Genomic DNA, 19,118 nt, shown 5'->3' on the forward strand with positions numbered 1-19,118 from the left:
TGTTTTTAGAACAATCAGTAAAAAGTCGGGAGACTTTTGAGTGGTTTTACGATTTATAGGAAACAAAAAAAAACGCAAAGTCAGAGACATTTGCGTAGCGATTCAGTTTGAACACTTCGGGGAGCTGGAGAAGTTTGCGTAGCGCCCGGAAGGAATACTTCGGAGAGCTGGGGTTCGGTTTTTTATTTCAATAGATTGTTCCGTTTCTACTTTCGAATCTTACTTTCAGCCTGATTATTAAATCTACAGTAGATTCATCTCTACTAAAGTCTTTTTTGTTTAAGTATTTAATTAGTGAACTGTAGCAGTTCGAAAATTTTATTGAAAAATCACATTTCGTAAATTCTCTTAAATGCCATGAATATGGAAAAATTAAACAAATAAGTAATCTTTCCGCTCGTTTTGTCTTATCATCATAAGTGAAAAAGCAAGTAAATTCATAACCTATAGTTGCGAATACAATTCCTAAAATTGACACAGGAATCCTTAACAAATAAACTTTTTCATATATGAATGATAAACCAATAAGAGGTCCATAAAATAATACAATCCAAATTAAATTTATTGGATAATAAATTAATTTAAAAGTTAAACTTATAATTACTTTAAAAATTACCGCAAAAATAAATTGAAGCGGAAGTGTAATTATAGAGATTATTTTAGTTAAAAAATCAATGATTTTATTTGTTATCATATATAAATCATATGGTTAATCATTCTGCCACTTTAAAGGAATGAAAGTTTAAATTTAAGTTCACAATGACAATTTTAAATTGTTGGACAACATTGTTCTAAACGAACAAATTGTGTAAAGTAATTCTAACTTGAGCAAAATTAGATTGTACATCTACAGTAGATTTAAGATCTTGAAGATTTCTTAATTCTAATTGTATTACTGCGTCTTTCGATTTTATATTTGCACAATGAGTGTCAAATTCAATTTCGGATTCAAAATCTTCTCGATTTAAATCTCTATACTTTTTGTATATGTTTGAATAAATACTAAAAACTTCAAATCTGTTATTTTCACTAAAAGATTCAATTTTTTTTATAGCTTCAATAATTTCGTTTTGCAAAACTTCTTTTTTGGACATATTATATTTTTATGCTGTAATTAAAATCGATTTTAAATCGTCAGTTCGTTTCTGTTAAACTGACCGCCAACTTGTTTATATGAGTGATAAAATTACACAAAGCCATCTTATTTGGTTAGATATGTGTGATAAACAAGTGTAATATTAATTTACTAATGTATAAATAAATTATTATAAATGATCAAATAGGCTTTTAATTTGCTGGATGTTTTTTAGTGATGTTTGTATTCTTTCAAAGCGAAATTCCCTAGCCCTGATAGAAGCGGCATCCTTTTTAGGCAAACGAAAAATATAATTAAACCGTAAATATTCTGCCTAAAAAGATATAGCGGATAGCAGGAATCAGCTCCTGAAAACAATCAAACTTGCTCTCCAATTTCTCATCAAAAAAGACAAAAAGTTAAGAATTGCCAGCTGGAAATACTGTAACTTATAAAAGTAATTTATATAGTTTTTTTTCCAAAACCTGCAAAGAAGGATTTTTGGAAAAACCAGAAGAATATTTAGCAAAAAACTAAACTAAAAAAGCAGGAAGTTATTTAAACTTCCTGCTTTTTATTTAGAACTTGAATTTAATTCCTATACCTACATCAAATCCAAAATTGTCATCATCATAGTTTCCTGATCCAATTTCAGGCCTTGCATCCAATGACAATAAGAGTGGAACTTTCTTAAATCCGTATTCTATGCCAATATCTCCTGCAGCAAAAACAGAAGTCCCGCTATCATGATCTTTTGTACCGTCATAATCCCAGCTTGCAATACCGGCTCCGGCGCCCACATACCAATTAAAGTTTCCATCAAGATTCCAAACCCATTGGTAAAGCGCCAAACCTTTAATAGCATCATAATCTCTTATGTCTCTCCATCCTAGATTGAATTCTAATCTATTGTGGTTTGATAATCCTCTTTGATAAGTAGTTTCTCCTCCAAACCCGTTATTGGTTCCCGGACGGATACCTAGTGCATTTTTAGCAATTTCTTGTGATTGGGAAGTAAATGTCAATCCTAGTAGGGTAATGACAGATAAAATTATTTTTTTCATGAACGGTGTTATTTTTTTTAAAAACTTAGAATTATTTCTAATTAGATAGATGTATAAATGAATTTATTGCATAAAAATTCATTTATGCATCGTTAATAAAAAGTAGCTTTTTTTTTACTCTTTGGTTGAAGTAAAAGTGGGTTAGTTTTAAATTGAAGTTGATTTTTTCTGCTTTTTCCATTGGTACATAATTTTAATAGATTAAGCAAAATTCAGTAATAATAAAGGCTTGAGTGTTCTAAACTATAAATTGGAACACTTTTTTTTAAATTCAGAAGGTGTTTTTCCTGTCAATTTTTTGAATGTAGTATTGAAAACTGTCTTTGAATTAAAACCAACTTCAAATGCTATTCCTACTAAACTAAGATGATTCATCTCCGGGTTCATCAATACTATTTTGGCTTCTTCAATGCGATACCGATTAACGAACTGATAAAAATTTTCATTAAAACCGTTGTTGATTGTATAAGAAAGTTGATGAGATGTGATATTTAATTTTGTAGCAAGCTTAATTAAACTCAATTCGCAATCCAGGAAAGGTTTTTCCAGTTGCATCAATAGTAATAATTCTACTTTGATGGATTCCAGTTTTTCGTCCTCAATGATTTTTTTACTGTTTTCATTTGGAATCAAAGATTGGGTAATAATTTCTTTTAATTCTTTTTTGTCTTTTTTTGAATAAGGGTAAATTTCCTTTTGCTTCAAAGAATAGTAGGTAATATAAAAGACTAGAAAAATGTTTATGATTTCCAGGAAGGTATAGTAATAGATATTTTCGTTTTGTACTTGAAATATAATGCCGCTTGCCCAAAATAATGCCAGAAAGATGACAACGAATGTTATGTTTTTTAGCCATTTTAAATCGACATTTTCTATTGCCGATGAAAATAAACGGATGCTTTTTTGGTGTCTTTTTATTTTTTTATAACACAAATAGCAATAGCTTATTACTTGAATTCCGATAAGGCAATTGAAAATAAGAGAAATTAATCTCAAAATGTTTGGGTTACTATTAGTTGGTAGTTTTAGAAATAAGACAAAAAGAGTAAAAGCTATAAAAAGGAATGCTAAACCAAAATGTAAAAAATATTTTGGTTTCCATTTTTTTGTTGGGTTTATAAAGGAAGAAACACTTAAATAAAATAGAGGAGAAATAAAGAAATTAGAGATTTCAATAATCTTATACACAGCATTATTCTTCAATTGAAATAAAACACTGTTGCTATTTTGTATAAATAAGCAAAGAACAAACAGAGCTAACCATTTATTAGCATTGACGTTCACTTTATTGATATTGACCAATAAGATGAATAACAACATCAAACAAGCACCTGGTATTATTATAGCTAATATGTTGTTCATATTATTTTAGGGTTTAATGAATTGCCTTGCGGCTTTGCCTCGGGGTAATTCATTTTACTTTTCTTATTTCGTTCACCCAAATATAGAAACTTGTAACACACAAACTTGCTACAATCTATAACTAGTTATTTTTTTTATAAATTTAATCGTATGAGACCTCTTTCTAATTCAATAAAATATACTCCATTAGTCAGGCTTTGAATGCGGTCTTCTTCAATCTCTAAGGTTACAAAAGCTTATTTGGGACAGATGTTTTTAAATAATCATATAAATATCAGTGTTTTCTAAATTATATTTTTGCCAGTTTTTATTCTTTAAGAATTCGTTTTGTATATACTTTTCCTGAGTCTGTCCTAACTTTTACAAAATATATTCCCTTTGGTAAGTTTTTAATATTAATCTGTTTAGTCCCAGACTGGGATAAAACTAACTTGCCCGTTATATCAAATAAATACAACTGTTCAATATTCAGAAAACTCTTTATGTAAAGAATATCGCTTGCTGGGTTAGGGAAAAAAGTTATTTCTTCAGCACTTTCAGTTTCCGGAGTTACGGTACCTAAAAATTTGTCAAATAATCCTTCGCCCATAAAAAGCCCCTTTACTTCTAAATTACGCAAGCCACTAAAGTTTGTGATTCCAATTTCGTAACCTAAAAAATGAATTGTGCCATCTGGAGCTATTTTTACTTTTGAAATAGCAGAAGATTTTTGCTGATCAACTTTTTTTGCCGTTTCCCAGTTTCCATCTGTGTCAATAATAGCAATGAAAGGATTTGTTTCTGTTGAATTTAAGGATAAGTTACCCAATGAAACGTTTCCCTGAAACTGTCCTCCCACAACAATCTTATCTCCTTTAATAAACATAGTAAGCGCTTCGGAACCACTTCCTCCTTCTATGGTTTTCAGCCATACTAACTTTCCGTTAACAGGTTCATATTTGGCAATGAAAGCAGTTCCACCGGAGGCAGATGTCTTTGTATCATAGGCAAGGGTATTGTCTAAATCGAAATCGACACTATTTCCCCTAAAACATCCGGTAACATATACATTTTCGTTTTTATCGGTCAGTATTTCAGTAGCTCTATCATACAGCATACTATTAATGGTCTTTGCCCATTGCACTTTTTCAGAGCTATTGTATTTTGCAATAAAAATGTCTTCTTTCTCGCCACCACAATCCTGCATAGTCATGCTTTTTGGGGTCTTATATGGAGTAGCGTCATTTATAAAAAATTCAAGTCCGCTACCAGAATGATAATTCCCGGTAATGTAAAAGTTGCCAGAAGGTTCTGAATGAACATTCATTTGTCTTACTACTCCTGCTCCACCAATGCCTTTAACATTAAGAAATTCTCCATCGCGACTGAATCTGGCAATAAAAGGAGTAGTACAGTCATTATAAGTAATAATATCATGATTATCCAGATACGTTTTGGTTTTATCAAAATCAAAAGTAATATTGCCACCAACGGTTCCTGTTACAAGAATATTGTTATTTTGATCAAAACCGAGCCTATATCCCGAGTTAACGAGATACTCTCCATTAATTTCTTTATAAAAAAGTAATGTCCCTTCAGGAGAATATTTGGCTAGTATAATATCTGTGTAATATCTAAATGCATGATCCCAGGGATCTAATTTTTCATTTTTAATAATTGAATTGGTGACTGGGTGTTCCGGATCCAGATCTATCACATCACTTACAAACAAATCTACATTCGCTAATATGTAGATGTTGTTTTCACTGTCAACCAATACATCTGTCACTTCATCGATAGACGAATGCGTGTCTACATGTTTACTCCCACCAATATTTTTTATCCATATTATTTCATTTTTGCTATTATACTTTGCAATAAAGCCATTGGCTTCAACACCTGTACTCAACATGTTTGAAGCATCAAAGGCTACATTTTTGCCCGAACAACTGCCAACTACAATTTTGTTCCCTTCTGAGTCAAAGGCGATACCAGATTTAAACCCGTCCCTGGCAATTATATAATTAGTATCGAATGGGATGTTGAGCTGATTAGTAAGAGTTAATACCTGAGCACTAACATTATGAAATCCAAAGAGAATTCCAGTTAATAATAGTAATTTATACATTTTATTTTTCATTTAATTTTTTTAATAATCTGAGCAATTAACCATCTGGTTACCGGTTTTTATATTTGGTGGGGATGCAATAGAAAAAGTAAATTAAAATTGTAGCAAAAAGTTTTACTTTTATTGCTTAATTAGCTTTGCTGTCTTGGTTTGATTCGATGAATTAACAATTTTTAATAAATAAATTCCAGAGTTAAAAGCTGATAAATCTACTTGTGAAAGTTCTGCATCTGCTTTTTGAAATTTCAATTGTTTTCCTAAAATATCATATACTTCCAGTCTGGCATTTTGATCTGTTTCTATATTAAAAACACCAGTCGACGGATTAGGAAAAATCGAAATTTTATTGTCTGGCTCAAAATCGGAAACAGATAAAGTAGCAACTGATTTAAAATCTTTCCAAACGGCTGAAGCTCTATAAGCGCTCTCACTACCTGCAGGGACAATTAATGGTATATTTGAAATTGTTACATTACCAAAAATACCTGCATTGATTATTACAGGGATTGGATTTAATACTGTTACAGTTTTTAAAGCCGAACAATCATAAAAAGCACTGGCTCCTATACTCGTAACTAAACGAGGAATACTAATAGATGCCAATTTAGAACAAGCTCCAAAAGCTAAACTTCCTATACTTATAACTGAATCGGGAATTGTAATAGATGTTAAAGCAGTACATCTGTTAAAAGTAAGATTCTCTATGCTCTTAACAGTATTAGGAATGTTTACGGAACTTAATTTGTAACAATTTACAAAAGCGGACTGTCCTATACTTATAACAGAATTAGGGATAATTATAGAAGTCAAAGATGAGCAATTGGCAAAAGCATGTTTTCCGATACTTGTAACAGAGCTGGGGATTGTTATCGAAACTAAAGAGGTGCAAAGGGAAAAAGTATTACTCTCTATACTCGTAACTGAATTAGGAATTGTAACAGACGTTAAGGCTGAACAACCTGCGAAAGCAAAATCTAAAATGCTGGTAACAGAATTAGGAATCGTTACACTATTTAGAGCCAGACAATCAAAAAAAGCATTTTGCTCAATTTTTGTAACAGTGTAGATCGTACCAGCATTTGTAACATTACTTGGAATATTAGCAGTAGTAATATAAATATCTTTGGCTTTTACGGATACATCTGTACCAGATGTTACAGTGTAAATTAAATCTCCTTGTGTGAAAGTTTGCGCCAAAATCGTTAGTGGAGCAAAGCATACTAATAAACAAACTAAAAAATATTTTTGTTTCATATATGATTTATTCGTTACCTATTCTTTTTAGGAGTTTTGGTTTTCTCCTTATTTTATTAATGTTCAAAAAAACATTTCTATTTTAAATTAATGACTTGTAAAACAACACTTTTATATGAATTTAAAGTGTTTTTTTACAAGTCTAATCATGGCTAATTTATCTGTTACGGGTTTATATACTTGTTGAAGATAAAAATGTAAAGGCAAATTAAAATCGTTGCAAAAAGTTACTTTTATTGTTACTATCTTGATTCGATAAATTGACCGCTTTTAATCGTTTTATTTTACTTTATGTGATTTATGTTCACTAATTTTTCCGTTATATGTGTTGCTTGAAAATTTTATGATGCCCACATCTTTTGCAATCCAATAATCACTTGAATAATCCCATGCTGGCCACACATTAAGAGTTACGTCATCAATACTTTGTGTAAACCTGAATTTTATAACATTCTTAAAAACGGTTCCGTTTACAGTTAAAGAAATTCCTTTTTCTAAAATCTCACCTGTATATGTTCCCTCTGTGAGTTGAATAGGTAAAAAGGAAGCCTTATTACTTTTTATATAATTATAAGTTCCGGTCCAGGTTTGATTAACGTCTAAATAGTCTTTGAAAAAAAGAAATTCATATCCGGTAATTTTAGAAGAAACACCATCTATAGTAGTATTCTTTTCGTCTACTTTAATATAATAGTCGCCTTTATTTTTCTTAATTGAGAAAGATTGACCATTATGAACTGCAACTTCAGTTGCACCTCCAAATATATCTAATTGATTAAATCCGTAGTATTTAGATCCATTAACATCCTCAGTTCCGATTATTTTAATAGAAATTTCGTCCGTACCTCCAGTATAAACCCAAGCATTATTCACGCTTGTCGGCCAATAATCACCAGTTAAATTTTGATTTTCATTACCAGTTGAGTCGTCACTGCATCCTGTAAGAGAAATTACCATAAGAAGAGAGAATAAAAATAAAGCTATATTCTTTTTTTTTGAAATCATTGTTGCTATTTTAAGTTGAAGATTTAGATGTATTTAATTGAAATTTATTTATTCATCGTTAATAAAAAGGAACTGTTCTTTTGCTTTTTGTTTGAAGTAAAAGCGGGTTTAGTTTTAAATTAAACTTGATCTTTTCGGCTGTTTCCATTGTTACATAGTTTTAATTGATTAAGCAAAATTCAGTAATAATAAAGGTTTGAATGTTCTAAATTATAAATCCGAACACCTTGTTTAAAATTCAGAAGGTGCTTTTTTATGTCATTTTTTTGAATGCAGTATTGAAAACTGTTTTTGAATTAAAACCAACTTCAAATACTATTCCTACTAAACTAAGATGATAGGTAATATAATTTAATAGGTACTATTTTTTCATGAAATGGATTTTTATCCAAAATTACAAGTATTGAATTCCAAGAAAATCATTATTTATAATGATTTTCTTGACCATTTTCTTTAGTTGGTTTAGCTTTGAGGACAATATGTTTCTATTTCCGGATTAAGTATTCTGTTCTAGCCACTTTAAAATTGATTGGGTTGTTTCCTCTGGCTTTTCTTGCTGAATCCAATGACCACAATCCAGACTAACTATATCCAAATTAGGAACGATATTTTTTAGGTTTTCAGACTGTGGAATCGTATCCTGTTCGCCATATATCATAAGAGTAGGCTGATGAATGATTGGTGTTACGTCTGCCATTAAGTGCCAGTTTCTATCAAGGTTTCTGTACCAGTTTATACTTCCTGTAAACCCTGATGATTCGAAGGCAGAAACAAATACAGACAGTTCGTTGTCGCTCATTAAGGGGGCTCCAAGTGGTTTTTCTGCTCTTGCAAGATTTATCATTAGCATTCCCGGCTCAGGCGGTGTAGGAGGTAAGTTTTTGCGGAATATGTTACGGAGGAACTGGGATGTATTTTCATTCATTATAGCATCTGCTACTCCTGATTGTCGATTGAAGTGAACAAAATAGAAGTCTCCTCCAAATATGGCTTCCATAAACTCAATCCATGGTTTTTCTCCACGCTCCTGATAAGGCAAAGCCAAATTTATTATTTTATTTACCCGTTCAGGATGCAATAATGCCAGACTCCAAACAACATTTGCACCCCAATCGTGACCAACAAAAATGGCATCTTTGTATCCAAAGTGATCGAGTAGTGCGACTAGGTCACCTGTTAAGTGTTCAATGTCGTATTCAGTTACTGCGGACGGACTGGATGAGTTGCCATAACCTCTCTGGTTTGGAATGATAACATGATAACCAGCTGCAGCAAGTGCTGGAACCTGATGACGCCAGGAAAAAGCATGCTCCGGAAATCCGTGACAGAGTACAATTGGTTTTCCGGCATTTTCTTTACCTGCTTCAAAGACTTCCAGTACTACACTATTAACTGAAATCATAGTAGCCTTTTGAAATGCTATTGGATTAAATGCTGTCTTAATTACGTTTGTCATTTTTATTCTTTTAAAGATTATTTAATGATGCAAACTTATAACTGGCAAGTGACAGCCTTATGTCAGGGGGTAAAAATAAATTAGTGATAGTGGTTAAAATACTCTTCCAGGGTCATTTTGTGGGGTTCAAATTGCTCGGTAAGTATTTCCAATTTTTTAATTCTGTCCAAACGAAAAAAACGAAATTCGTTTCTTAATCGGCAATAGGCAACCAATAGCCAATTTTCAGTGCTTAAAAGCGCAAATGGTTCAATATGCCGATTTGTGGTTTTGTTTTGTTCGGTGGTGTATTCGATTTTTGTAAGACGGAAATTGGTCAAAGCAAATTGTAAGTCAGATAACTGACTACTGTTTCTTTCCCGATTGTTATTTTGATCAAATCGTACTCTTTCTGAAAGTAAGTTCGCTTTGTCTTGTATGTTGTATTTTAAGACCGCTTTTACTTTTTCAATGGCTTCGGTGTAATCTTTAATAAATGAAGTGTCTTTGTTTTGGAGAACAAATTGTTCTGCGGTAATTAATGCATTTGCCTGTGCTTCTGTAAACATTATCGGCGGAACTCTGTAACCTTCCATTAGCGAATACCCTTTTCCATCTTCTGTAATAATTGGAACTCCTGCTTGTTCCAAAGCTCTTATGTCCCGATAAATGGTTCTGACACTTACATTGAATTTTTCTGCAAGTAGTGTTGCTGTCAAGAGACGTTTGGTTTGCAGTTGTGTGACTATTGCAGTCAGTCGTGAAAGTCTTTTAGTGTCGTTATCGTTCATTTTTGTCTGACTGTTTGTGTTTTTAGGGTTACTTGTGGTATTGTCTAACGTTCTGGTACGACAAGTGGGTTTGTGACTAAATTAAGCCCATTCTTTAGATTTGACAAATCATTTCAAATACAAGACCAACATTCCATTAAGCCTATTGCCCTAATCCGTTGTAGCTGTTAGTGGTAGTTTTTATTATTTGCAATATTTTTTAATTAGTTCATTCGGGTCTTCAATATTGTAAATTTCTTTCCACTCTTTTTTATACACATAACCCTTTTTGATTGCAATATTCCAAAATTCACATGCTTTTTCAATATTGCCTAAATAACAATATGAATTTGCCATATTATTATATGAGTATTTGTCAGTATCAAAATTTTCATCAAAAGATTTGCCAAGATTTATGTTTAATGCTTTTTCAAAATCAAGAATTGCATTTTGATATTCTTTTAAATAAAATTTGCAAAGGCCTCTATTGTTATAAGATACTTTGTCTATTGAATCTAAGGATATAGCTTTATTAAAATCTAAAACTGCATCTTTATACATTCCTAATTTTAGTTTAATATCTCCACGATTAATGTATGCACTAGTATATTCTGGATCTAATTTTATAGCTTTATCATAATATAATATTGATAAATCAATTTTTTTCCATTTACTATAAAGTAAACCTAAATTAAAAATTATGACAGATGAATCTTTGTCAAATTCCAAAGCCTTTAGATAGCTTTTTTCAGCAAGCTCAAATCTTTGAGTATTTTCAAAAACTATCGCTCGTCCCATCCATGCAAGTGAATTTGTTGAATCAATTATTATCGCTTCATTATGGTTGTTTAGTGCTAAACCATAATTTTTCAAGTGAAAGTAAGTTGTACCTCTAACTCTAAAATATTTTGAGTTTTTCGCATTTAACTCAATTGCTTTGTTGGAATATTCTAATGCTTCAAGTGAAAGTTCTTCCGATAAAGCATTGTGAGTAGTATTATTTAATATTTCAAATGCTTTATTATAATAATATTCGGCTTTAAATTCATTTTCTTTGTTTTGTCCGAAACATAAAGAATTTAATAAGATAAATAAATAGAATATTCTCATTTTTGAAATTTTAATTGATATTTTCCTCGGTCTGCAGTAAAATTACTACTAACGTTCTGATACTACAACGGTTTTTTGACTAAATAAAACCCTATTTTCAGATTTGGCAAATCATCCCAAATACAAGAACAACTTTTCATTAAGCATATTTCCTAAATCCGTTGTAGCATCTGTTGCGGATGTTTTTTTAGTGAAATAATTGCGGATTAAATATTAAAATCACACCCCATCCTGCGATATTGAATCCAAATACCGTCATCAATAAACCAATTATGAACTTTGAACTTGAAGATGTTTCTTTTACAAGAATTTCAATTTTTTCAGTTGGTAATTTCTTTTGAAATAATCTTTTGGAAACTAGCATCGATTCTTTTACTTCTAAATCTTCAATACTGTTAAATATGAATTTGTGAATTCCAGGATTTTCAATTTCAAACTGATAAAATTCGGTTGCTAATTTACCCTTATGATGAAATTTAAATTTCATTTGTTTTTCAATAGTTTGAATTTCATTCCCGTTGTTAGTTATTTTAGCTTCAAAGTTGCCAAGATTATTTGCGTAACCTCCGCCTACTACGCAAACTGAATATAAACCTGTTTTTTCAAAATTGATTTCATTCAAATTATCTGATAATTTTAGTTCTCCAATAATTTTGCTTTTATATTTTTTAATTAGCATTTTACCACCAATTAGAAACATAACTAATCCAATTACTCCAATTAAAAAAAACACTATTTGCATATCAATTTATTATTTTAAAATTTATTTTTCCTCTAATACTTTTTAAATTTCTGTTACTCAAAATATCCGCCTACGTTTTGGTACTACAGCGGATTTGGAACTAAATAAAACCCTATTTTCGGATTTGCCAAATCATTCCAAATACAAAACTAACAATCCATTAACCCTATTGCCTAAATCCCTTGTACCAGTTAGCGGTTCGGGCTTTTTGTTGATTATGGATATTCAAAGCCAAATTCAATGTTTTCAAGTTTGTCATTTGTCAGTCTATAAGCCGCGTAATAGATTGGCATATTGTTACTCCTTAATAATTTTGTCTTGCTATCGTTAGGAAGTTCAAGTCTATAGTTAAGTGAAATGCCGTTTGTTGTACTGTCTTTTACTATATAACAAGTTCCAAGTTTTTCAATAATTTGTCTTTTGGTTATTCCGAGTTTAATTCCTTTTTCTGTCTCAAATTCTTTTGAATTTATTTGTCGGAAGTTCTTTTTCGAGTTGCCCGAATACGAAATATTGAAAACACTCACTTGACTGTAATAATCTCCTGGGTGCACAGTTAGTCCAAGTTTTTGCTTTTTGTCACTCGAATAGAAAACGTGAGTTGAGTCACCTTTTAGTTTCGTTTTTTTGCCTAATATGTTTAGAGTGCTTTCAATATTTCTAATCTTTATTCCAACTACTGAAGTGTCGGGATTAGAAAAAACACAAGTCGTCTGACTTAATGCTTTTTGCTTCTTTTCATATTCTTCTTTTAATTCTTTATCAGGTTCTGGAACTAATTCCATTCGGTCGGTTTTGTTAACAGTCTTATTATTAGAATTATTACAGTTCGTTAACAATAAGATTGTAATTATTGTTAAAAATAGTCTTTTCATTTTTCTTTTTATTCGTTTTGCCTAACTGTTAACTTGTTTATATGGGTGATAAACATAGGTAATATTTAATTTACGAATGTATAAATAAATTAGCATAACTCATTATGGGGACTTTTAATTAGTGATGCTTCTAATGTTCTTACAAGACCTGATGCCCATAGCCCTGATAGCAGCGGCATCCTTTTTAGGCAAACGAAAATATATAATTCAATCATAAATATTCTGCCTAAAAAGATATAGCGGATAGCAGGAACCAGCTCCTGAAAATCATTAAACTTATGATTAAATTTCTCATCAAAAAACACAAAAAGTTAAAGATAGAATTTTCCACAAAAATTTTGTAATTTTGCAGTCCAATAAAAGGAACTAGAAAATGTTAGATAGACTTCAATATGTAAAGCAGCGTTTTGATGAGATTTCGGATTTGATTATTCAGCCGGATGTTATTGCTGATCAAAAACGTTATGTACAGCTTAATCAGGAATATAAAAGCATTAAGGCTTTGGTTGAAAAGAGAGAAGAATACATTCTTGTTTTGGCCAATATTGACGAAGCAAACGAAATTATTGCTGACGGAAGCGATGCAGATATGGTTGAAATGGCCAAAATGCAATTGGATGAAGCAAAGGAGCGTTTGCCACAGCTTGAGGAAGAAATCAAATTTATGTTGATTCCTAAAGATCCTGAAGATGCGAAAAACGTTATGGTGGAGATCCGTGCCGGAACGGGTGGGGATGAAGCGAGTATTTTTGCAGGTGACTTATTCAGAATGTATACTAAATATTGCGAATCGCAGGGGTGGAGAACTTCTGTCGTAGATATGAACGAAGGAACCTCAGGAGGTTTTAAAGAGGTTATCTTTGAAGTTTCCGGAGAAGATGTGTACGGAACTCTGAAGTTTGAAGCAGGTGTTCACCGTGTACAGCGTGTTCCGCAAACTGAAACTCAGGGTCGTGTACATACATCGGCTGCAACGGTTATGGTTTTGCCTGAAGCAGAGGAATTTGATGTTCAGATTGATATGAATGATGTTCGTGTAGATTTTTTCTGTTCATCAGGACCTGGAGGACAATCGGTAAATACTACGAAATCGGCTGTTCGTTTAACGCACATTCCAACCGGATTAGTGGCGCAGTGTCAGGATCAGAAATCGCAGCACAAAAATAAAGATAAAGCCTTAAACGTTTTACGTTCCCGTTTATACGAACAGGAATTGGCGAAGAAAGAGGCTGAGGATGCTACAAAACGTACCTCTCAGGTAAGCTCAGGTGACCGTTCTGCTAAGATTCGTACCTACAATTACGCTCAGGGACGTGTAACAGATCACAGAGTTGGTTTGACACTTTACGATTTAGGAAATATCATGAATGGTGATATTCAGAAAATTGTAGCTGAACTTCAGTTGGTGAACAATATGGAAAAACTGAAGGAAGCTTCAGAGGTTTATTAATTTTAAGGATCTTGAATGCTGAGAGACTAAGTTTATAAAGTTTTTAACTTAATATATAGTAGGCCGAACTTTTGTTCGGCCTTATTTTTTAGAAATTAATTGTACAAAAAAAAAGAGACTCTTTCAACTTTGTGAAATAGTCTCTTTTTCGGTTGAGATAAAAACAATTATGGCTTAAAAATAAAGCTTGGGGTAATATCTCAGAACCTTAAATATATAATAATGTATTAACTGTTTAATCGTTTTTTATAGCAGAAACGTATAAAGCGAGTTAGATACCTAAAAAAACTCTTGTGTATTCAAAACATTTATAAAAATTTGAGTAAATGTAAACACCATTTTTGATTATTATTTCGTTTATCTTTTCCATAATACATATATTTAAGTTTAAACAATTACTCTTCGGATGTTTCGTATTGTGAGGATTCTTTTGTACTTACATTTTGATGCTGTGGTTTTGATACCAAAGTCGTGACAGCCAGCTGTACTATAGATCCGAAAATATTTTTGAATGTTGAATCTGTTTTTCCTATTACCAGTTTTTTTGCCAGATAACCTATACCTATGCTTATGGCTGACTGAGCAATATCGCTTTTAAAACCAATAGTTTCATTGATTTCTTCAACTGTGTTTCGAATTAGGTTAAGAGGTTTTAAATTCTCTTTAATTTCATCTATTTCATCCTTAATTTCACACCATTCCTTGTCTTGCTGAGCTTCTAAAAATTTAATTTTTTGATTTAATGAATCAATGGTGTAAATAGTTTCCATAACAGTCTTTTTTATTTATTAATCATTTAATCAATTTTTAGATTCTTTTAAAATACTCGAAACAATCATGTTTCCAATAGGTGTTTTAATCAGTTTATGTTGTGTTTTATGTAGAATCACAGCAACTAGTAAGTAAAACACTGCCAGAGCAAAAAAACCATAATAATATTCACCAAGTTCTTTTCCAATCCATAAACTAAGTCCAATATTAAGAAACAAAGTAAAAAATGCAACAACAGCGCCAACCGCTATCCGTGATGTTAATGTTGATAAAACATCTGCAGTTGCTGATACCGTTTTGAGTTTAATTAATTCCAAACTCGTTTTGGTATAGTTTTCTGCTTTTTCATACATATTCAGGTTTTCGTTTGTTGTTGCATTAGTTTCCATGATATTGGGTGTTTTTATGGTTTAAAAAAGTCACTTTTAGTAGTTCGTTTTCACGGTTTTTGCTTCATCTTTAATCGAATTGAAGTCGTCTTTTACCTGATTGAATTTTGCTTTTCCTTCTTCGATAATGTCTTTACCGTTTGTACTTAATGTGCTTAAAATACCATCTACTTTACCTTTAAGGTTATCTCCGTAATCTTTTGATTTGTCTTTGATTTTTTTTCTGGTTTCTGAACCTTTATCCGGTGCAAATAATACTCCTAAAAATGCTCCTGCCGCTGCGGCTCCTAAAATTCCTAAAATTGTGCTACTAGTTTTCATAATATTTGATTTAAAAGATTAATATAAAATGTTTAATATTGTTTGATTTTTAAATTTCGCGACCTTTAATAAGTCTGAATAGTATTGCTATAATGGCAATTACCAATAATATGTGAATAATACTTCCTGCGCTGTATACAAAGAACCCTAAAGCCCAAAGAATGACAAGAATTACTGCGATTGTGTATAATAGATTTGACATGGTTTGTTTATTTAAAGATTAATTAAGCTTTTAGTTTAATTTATATGATAAGTATAAGCTTAAGTTGCTGTTTTTTAAATCTGATGAATCATCTCCATCTTTAACGATAGTTGTCAATCCGTAGTTGTAACGTACTCCGATACTTATTGGGTTAAAATCTAATCCAACACCAGCGGCAAGACCTGCATCAAACTTGTTAAAATTATCAGTATCAAATTCTTCTTCAAAATTGAAGGATCCCTCGCCCGTAACTTTAGAACTAACCAGATAAGAAGCATATCCACCTGCATGTATGTTAAAGTTTTTGGTAAGATTTACTCTTACTAATAAAGGAAGCTCAATATAATTTAATTTGAATTTTGCATTACCTTCTATTAAAGCATTGTTGTATTCTAATTTTGAACCTCTTGTAGTGAATAATAATTCAGGTTGAATTGCTACAAAATCGGATACTGGCAGTGTAGCATAAACACCGGCATTAAAACCAAATAATACATTTTCGTCGTCTGCGTCATCTGTGTATAAATTAGACATATTAAGACCTCCTTTTATACCAAATTCAGTAGTTACATTTTCCTGGGCCTGAAGCATACCAAATGATGCTGTCATAAAAAGTGTCAAGGCGTATAAATAAAATGATTGCTTTTTCATGTTAAAAAAAAATTTAGTTAATAATTGTGATTTGATTTTGAATTGATTTCTTTTCTAATCTTCTCTGTTTCTCTTAAAAATTCGTATTGTTTTGGTAAATAATGAGTAATCAACTTCAATACTGCTACATCACTTGTTTCTCTCGCGATAGATTCAAATAATTTTATCATTCCCGATAAGGATTTTATGATAGAATTAATGCAGGCATAATCAAAATCCATTTCTTTTTTTGCAGCAAGCTCATACAAATCTTTATTTGCAACTGTTGTGTTTATTTCATTTATTATAATGAGTTTTTCAACAGCTGTTTTGCTAATATCCTGTAGTAACAAATTTTGACTGTTTTCTATTTTAATACTGACACTTTTTATTGCGTTATTTAAACTTTTATCTTGTGCCAACTGAGTTTTAGAAATAATTGATTTTGTTATCTCTGCAGTTGCAGTAAAAAAATAAGTTTCAATTTCTTCCGGATTTTTTGTAAGAACGTATTTGTTGTCTACTTTTTTCAGATTTTCATTTTCATTACAGGACGAAATAGTTATTGTTACAATTACTATAAAAAAAGCTGTTTTTAAAAATGATGGTTTTGATAAGCACATCTGTTAAATTATTACTTCATTATTACATTACAAAGATGCTAACCAATAGTAAGTTTTGCTTTACAGCATAAAAAAGAAACGTTATATAATTCCCATTCTGGAAAAATATAACGTTTTAAGAAATTTTTTTTTGGTAGGTTATTCCGGAAGAAATACTGTGAATATGGAGCCTTTACCCGGTTCACTGTCGGCAGTTATGTAACCTTTGTGATTTTCAACAATTTTTTTGCAAATCGCTAATCCGATTCCGGTTCCAGGATAATCTGTTTTGGAATGAAGACGTTGAAACAGGACAAAAATATTATCTTTAAATTGTGGGTCAAAGCCCAGTCCATTATCTGTAAAGGTAATTTTATAGAATTTTTTAAAGGGCAAATCGATCAATTCAGGATACTCATTTGATAAAATCTTATCGCAGTTAATATTGATTTGTGGCGCTGTTCCTGGCTGGCTGTATTTTAAGGAATTACCAATCAAGTTAATGAAGAGTTGTTCTATCTGATAAGGAATGACCTGGAGTTTAGGAAGTTTATCAACTTTAATGCTTCCCTTTTTTTCGTCAATTATTACAGCTAACTCTGATTTGGCATTTTCAAGTAACTCATTCAGATCAGATTTAATGAACTCTTTTTTTGTTGTATTTGTTTTCGAGAACAATAATAAATCATCAATTAAAACTCGCATTCTTTTAGCGGATGTTTCAATCTTTAGTATATATTCCTTGGCACTGTCAGACATAGCCGCTTTGTCTGCATCGGAAATTCTCGAAATAAAAGTTTGAATTTTGCGTAATGGTTCCTGTAAATCATGACTTGCAACATGATTAAATGATGCTAATTCTTTGTTGCTTTTTTCAAGTTCATTATTACGTTCCTGAAGTTCAATATTTAGTAAATGTTCATCAGTGATGTCAAAATTTATACCCAATAGAATCTTACTGCCATGCTGGTCTTCAAGTAATTTTCCCGTAGATTTAAAATATCTGATTTCATCATTTGGGTGAATAATTTTGTAATATATAAAAGGGAGCTCCTTATTATTAATTATCCCTTCCATTGAGGCTGCAATTGCTTCCTGATCTTCAGGATGTACAAAATTTAGAAAACTATCTTTGTTGGGTACAAAAGCATTTGGACGAAATCCTAAAAGACGAAATTGATTATCAGAATAATCTATTTTGTCTGTGTCTAAATCCCACTGCCAGGTACTAAATTTACCAATAACTTCAGATTCAGCTATTAAACCGGATGAGATTAAAAGCTTTTTGTTGTATATTTTTAAGCGTTCTAAGTCTTTGCTAATTTGGCGGTAAGCTAATAAAATAAAACTTAAAGCGGCTAAGAACAATGAAATTGAAAGAATAGGACCGAGAGAAATTTCTTCGTCGTATTTTTTTAAGCTTTTTTGTAAAAATGATTTTTCTATATCATTCATTTCATCCACCTTAAAACGAATGTTCTCCATTAAAATACGGCCTCCGAACATATGATTGTCTAATTTTCTTTTATCATAAGTTTTCGGAGCACTGTATTTTAAACAATTCTCAAATGAAACATAGCGCTGAATAATTAATTTGAATAATTTATTGAGGTTTTGTTTTTGTGTTGGATTGTCTGCAGTAAGTTTCTTTAAGGCAACAAAAGATGTGTTTACCTTGTCGCGGGAAAAAAGATATGGAGTAAGAAATCTATGATTGCGTGTAATCATAAAACCACGCTGACCGGTCTCTGCATCTTTTATAGCCGACATAAGCCGCTCAAGCTCTATGTTTATTTCATAGGTGTGCATGAGCAGCTTGCTGGATTCGTTTAAATCGCGGTTGTGTTTGTAAGCTATTGAGGAAAGAAAGAGTAAAATGAAAATAGCTATTATAAAAATAACTCTCAAATAGTTTGAGGAATTAAACTTAGGTATCCATTTCATTATTATTGCA

19 protein-coding genes are annotated in these 19,118 nt (G+C 31.4%); 1 reads left to right on the top strand and 18 read right to left on the bottom strand.

The genetic code is table 11. The annotated features are described in order from the left end of the window. Window positions 1–791 precede the first annotated feature (791 nt). The 11 genes from JE46_RS01150 to JE46_RS01200 form a co-directional block, all read right to left on the bottom strand. Window positions 792–1,094: a hypothetical protein gene (locus tag JE46_RS01150; RefSeq protein ID WP_031453415.1), complete on the bottom strand. Its 303-nt coding sequence runs from the start codon at window positions 1,092–1,094 to the stop codon at window positions 792–794. Between the two features lie 559 nt (window positions 1,095–1,653). Then, window positions 1,654–2,139 (bottom strand): hypothetical protein, encoded by a 486-nt coding sequence (locus JE46_RS01155; RefSeq protein ID WP_031453416.1) that lies wholly within the window; start codon window positions 2,137–2,139, stop codon window positions 1,654–1,656. Window positions 2,140–2,382: 243 nt separating this feature from the next. Further along, window positions 2,383–3,501 (bottom strand): helix-turn-helix domain-containing protein, encoded by a 1,119-nt coding sequence (locus JE46_RS23795; RefSeq protein WP_031453417.1) that lies wholly within the window; start codon window positions 3,499–3,501, stop codon window positions 2,383–2,385. 307 nt (window positions 3,502–3,808) lie between these two features. Then, a complete protein-coding gene (locus tag JE46_RS01165) occupies window positions 3,809–5,608 on the bottom strand; it encodes a T9SS type A sorting domain-containing protein (RefSeq protein WP_167343408.1) in 1,800 nt (599 codons plus the stop codon). A 120-nt stretch (window positions 5,609–5,728) separates the two neighbouring features. Next, complete coding sequence (locus JE46_RS01170; protein ID WP_083480827.1) at window positions 5,729–6,862, bottom strand: leucine-rich repeat domain-containing protein; 1,134 nt, start codon at window positions 6,860–6,862, stop codon at window positions 5,729–5,731. Between the two features lie 279 nt (window positions 6,863–7,141). Further along, the gene (locus JE46_RS01175; protein WP_031453420.1) at window positions 7,142–7,867 is read right to left on the bottom strand and encodes a hypothetical protein; all 726 of its coding nucleotides are present in this window, start codon (window positions 7,865–7,867) and stop codon (window positions 7,142–7,144) included. Between the two features lie 496 nt (window positions 7,868–8,363). Beyond that, window positions 8,364–9,323: an alpha/beta fold hydrolase gene (locus JE46_RS01180; RefSeq protein ID WP_031453421.1), complete on the bottom strand. Its 960-nt coding sequence runs from the start codon at window positions 9,321–9,323 to the stop codon at window positions 8,364–8,366. Between the two features lie 80 nt (window positions 9,324–9,403). After that, complete coding sequence (locus tag JE46_RS01185) at window positions 9,404–10,093, bottom strand: helix-turn-helix transcriptional regulator (RefSeq protein WP_031453422.1); 690 nt, start codon at window positions 10,091–10,093, stop codon at window positions 9,404–9,406. 183 nt (window positions 10,094–10,276) lie between these two features. After that, the gene (locus JE46_RS01190) at window positions 10,277–11,182 is read right to left on the bottom strand and encodes a tetratricopeptide repeat protein (RefSeq protein ID WP_031453423.1); all 906 of its coding nucleotides are present in this window, start codon (window positions 11,180–11,182) and stop codon (window positions 10,277–10,279) included. Between the two features lie 187 nt (window positions 11,183–11,369). Beyond that, window positions 11,370–11,924: a hypothetical protein gene (locus JE46_RS01195; protein WP_031453424.1), complete on the bottom strand. Its 555-nt coding sequence runs from the start codon at window positions 11,922–11,924 to the stop codon at window positions 11,370–11,372. A gap of 215 nt (window positions 11,925–12,139) precedes the next feature. After that, entirely contained in the window at window positions 12,140–12,709 is a 570-nt protein-coding gene (locus JE46_RS01200; RefSeq protein ID WP_031453425.1) for a hypothetical protein, read from the bottom strand. A 463-nt stretch (window positions 12,710–13,172) separates the two neighbouring features. Here JE46_RS01200 and prfA point away from each other — a divergent pair, with 463 nt between their 5' ends. Further along, entirely contained in the window at window positions 13,173–14,249 is a 1,077-nt protein-coding gene (gene prfA, locus JE46_RS01205) for a peptide chain release factor 1 (RefSeq protein ID WP_031453426.1), read from the top strand. A 395-nt stretch (window positions 14,250–14,644) separates the two neighbouring features. Here the strand turns inward: prfA and JE46_RS01210 are convergent, their stop codons facing one another. From JE46_RS01210 to JE46_RS01235, 7 genes are all read right to left on the bottom strand, one after another. Then, window positions 14,645–15,019, bottom strand: coding sequence for a hypothetical protein (locus tag JE46_RS01210; RefSeq protein ID WP_031453427.1), 375 nt, complete (start codon window positions 15,017–15,019; stop codon window positions 14,645–14,647). A gap of 30 nt (window positions 15,020–15,049) precedes the next feature. After that, window positions 15,050–15,409 carry a hypothetical protein gene (locus tag JE46_RS01215; RefSeq protein WP_031453428.1) on the bottom strand — a complete coding sequence of 120 codons (360 nt, stop codon included), beginning with the start codon at window positions 15,407–15,409 and terminating at the stop codon, window positions 15,050–15,052. 36 nt (window positions 15,410–15,445) lie between these two features. Next, the gene (locus JE46_RS01220) at window positions 15,446–15,730 is read right to left on the bottom strand and encodes a YtxH domain-containing protein (protein WP_031453429.1); all 285 of its coding nucleotides are present in this window, start codon (window positions 15,728–15,730) and stop codon (window positions 15,446–15,448) included. A 49-nt stretch (window positions 15,731–15,779) separates the two neighbouring features. Then, window positions 15,780–15,932: a lmo0937 family membrane protein gene (locus tag JE46_RS23975; protein ID WP_007811479.1), complete on the bottom strand. Its 153-nt coding sequence runs from the start codon at window positions 15,930–15,932 to the stop codon at window positions 15,780–15,782. Between the two features lie 30 nt (window positions 15,933–15,962). Continuing rightward, window positions 15,963–16,583 carry a porin family protein gene (locus JE46_RS01225; RefSeq protein ID WP_031453430.1) on the bottom strand — a complete coding sequence of 207 codons (621 nt, stop codon included), beginning with the start codon at window positions 16,581–16,583 and terminating at the stop codon, window positions 15,963–15,965. 17 nt (window positions 16,584–16,600) lie between these two features. Next, on the bottom strand, window positions 16,601–17,185 hold the full coding sequence (locus JE46_RS01230; protein WP_031453431.1) for a DUF4142 domain-containing protein: 585 nt from the start codon (window positions 17,183–17,185) through the stop codon (window positions 16,601–16,603). A gap of 138 nt (window positions 17,186–17,323) precedes the next feature. Further along, window positions 17,324–19,108, bottom strand: a complete 1,785-nt coding sequence (locus tag JE46_RS01235) for a sensor histidine kinase (RefSeq protein ID WP_031453432.1) — start codon at window positions 19,106–19,108, stop codon at window positions 17,324–17,326. Window positions 19,109–19,118: the final 10 nt, after the last annotated feature.

This window comes from Flavobacterium chungangense LMG 26729, assembly GCF_000735715.2.
Classification (GTDB): domain Bacteria; phylum Bacteroidota; class Bacteroidia; order Flavobacteriales; family Flavobacteriaceae; genus Flavobacterium; species Flavobacterium chungangense.

Bases quoted from the DNA above. Each gene is read 5' to 3' on its own strand.
- JE46_RS01155 (WP_031453416.1), bottom strand. From the start codon at position 2,139: ATGAAAAAAATAATTTTATCTGTCATTACCCTACTAGGATTGACATTT.
- JE46_RS01190 (WP_031453423.1), bottom strand. From the start codon at position 11,182: ATGAGAATATTCTATTTATTTATCTTATTAAATTCTTTATGTTTCGGA.
- JE46_RS01195 (WP_031453424.1), bottom strand. From the start codon at position 11,924: ATGCAAATAGTGTTTTTTTTAATTGGAGTAATTGGATTAGTTATGTTT.
- JE46_RS01180 (WP_031453421.1), bottom strand. From the start codon at position 9,323: ATGACAAACGTAATTAAGACAGCATTTAATCCAATAGCATTTCAAAAG.
- JE46_RS01200 (WP_031453425.1), bottom strand. From the start codon at position 12,709: ATGGAATTAGTTCCAGAACCTGATAAAGAATTAAAAGAAGAATATGAA.
- JE46_RS01215 (WP_031453428.1), bottom strand. From the start codon at position 15,409: ATGGAAACTAATGCAACAACAAACGAAAACCTGAATATGTATGAAAAA.
- JE46_RS01185 (WP_031453422.1), bottom strand. From the start codon at position 10,093: ATGAACGATAACGACACTAAAAGACTTTCACGACTGACTGCAATAGTC.
- JE46_RS01230 (WP_031453431.1), bottom strand. From the start codon at position 17,185: ATGTGCTTATCAAAACCATCATTTTTAAAAACAGCTTTTTTTATAGTA.
- JE46_RS01150 (WP_031453415.1), bottom strand. From the start codon at position 1,094: ATGTCCAAAAAAGAAGTTTTGCAAAACGAAATTATTGAAGCTATAAAA.
- JE46_RS01175 (WP_031453420.1), bottom strand. From the start codon at position 7,867: ATGATTTCAAAAAAAAAGAATATAGCTTTATTTTTATTCTCTCTTCTT.
- JE46_RS23795 (WP_031453417.1), bottom strand. From the start codon at position 3,501: ATGAACAACATATTAGCTATAATAATACCAGGTGCTTGTTTGATGTTG.
- JE46_RS01170 (WP_083480827.1), bottom strand. From the start codon at position 6,862: ATGAAACAAAAATATTTTTTAGTTTGTTTATTAGTATGCTTTGCTCCA.
- JE46_RS01165 (WP_167343408.1), bottom strand. From the start codon at position 5,608: ATGTATAAATTACTATTATTAACTGGAATTCTCTTTGGATTTCATAAT.
- JE46_RS01235 (WP_031453432.1), bottom strand. From the start codon at position 19,108: ATGAAATGGATACCTAAGTTTAATTCCTCAAACTATTTGAGAGTTATT.
- JE46_RS01210 (WP_031453427.1), bottom strand. From the start codon at position 15,019: ATGGAAACTATTTACACCATTGATTCATTAAATCAAAAAATTAAATTT.
- prfA (WP_031453426.1), top strand. From the start codon at position 13,173: ATGTTAGATAGACTTCAATATGTAAAGCAGCGTTTTGATGAGATTTCG.
- JE46_RS23975 (WP_007811479.1), bottom strand. From the start codon at position 15,932: ATGTCAAATCTATTATACACAATCGCAGTAATTCTTGTCATTCTTTGG.
- JE46_RS01225 (WP_031453430.1), bottom strand. From the start codon at position 16,583: ATGAAAAAGCAATCATTTTATTTATACGCCTTGACACTTTTTATGACA.
- JE46_RS01220 (WP_031453429.1), bottom strand. From the start codon at position 15,730: ATGAAAACTAGTAGCACAATTTTAGGAATTTTAGGAGCCGCAGCGGCA.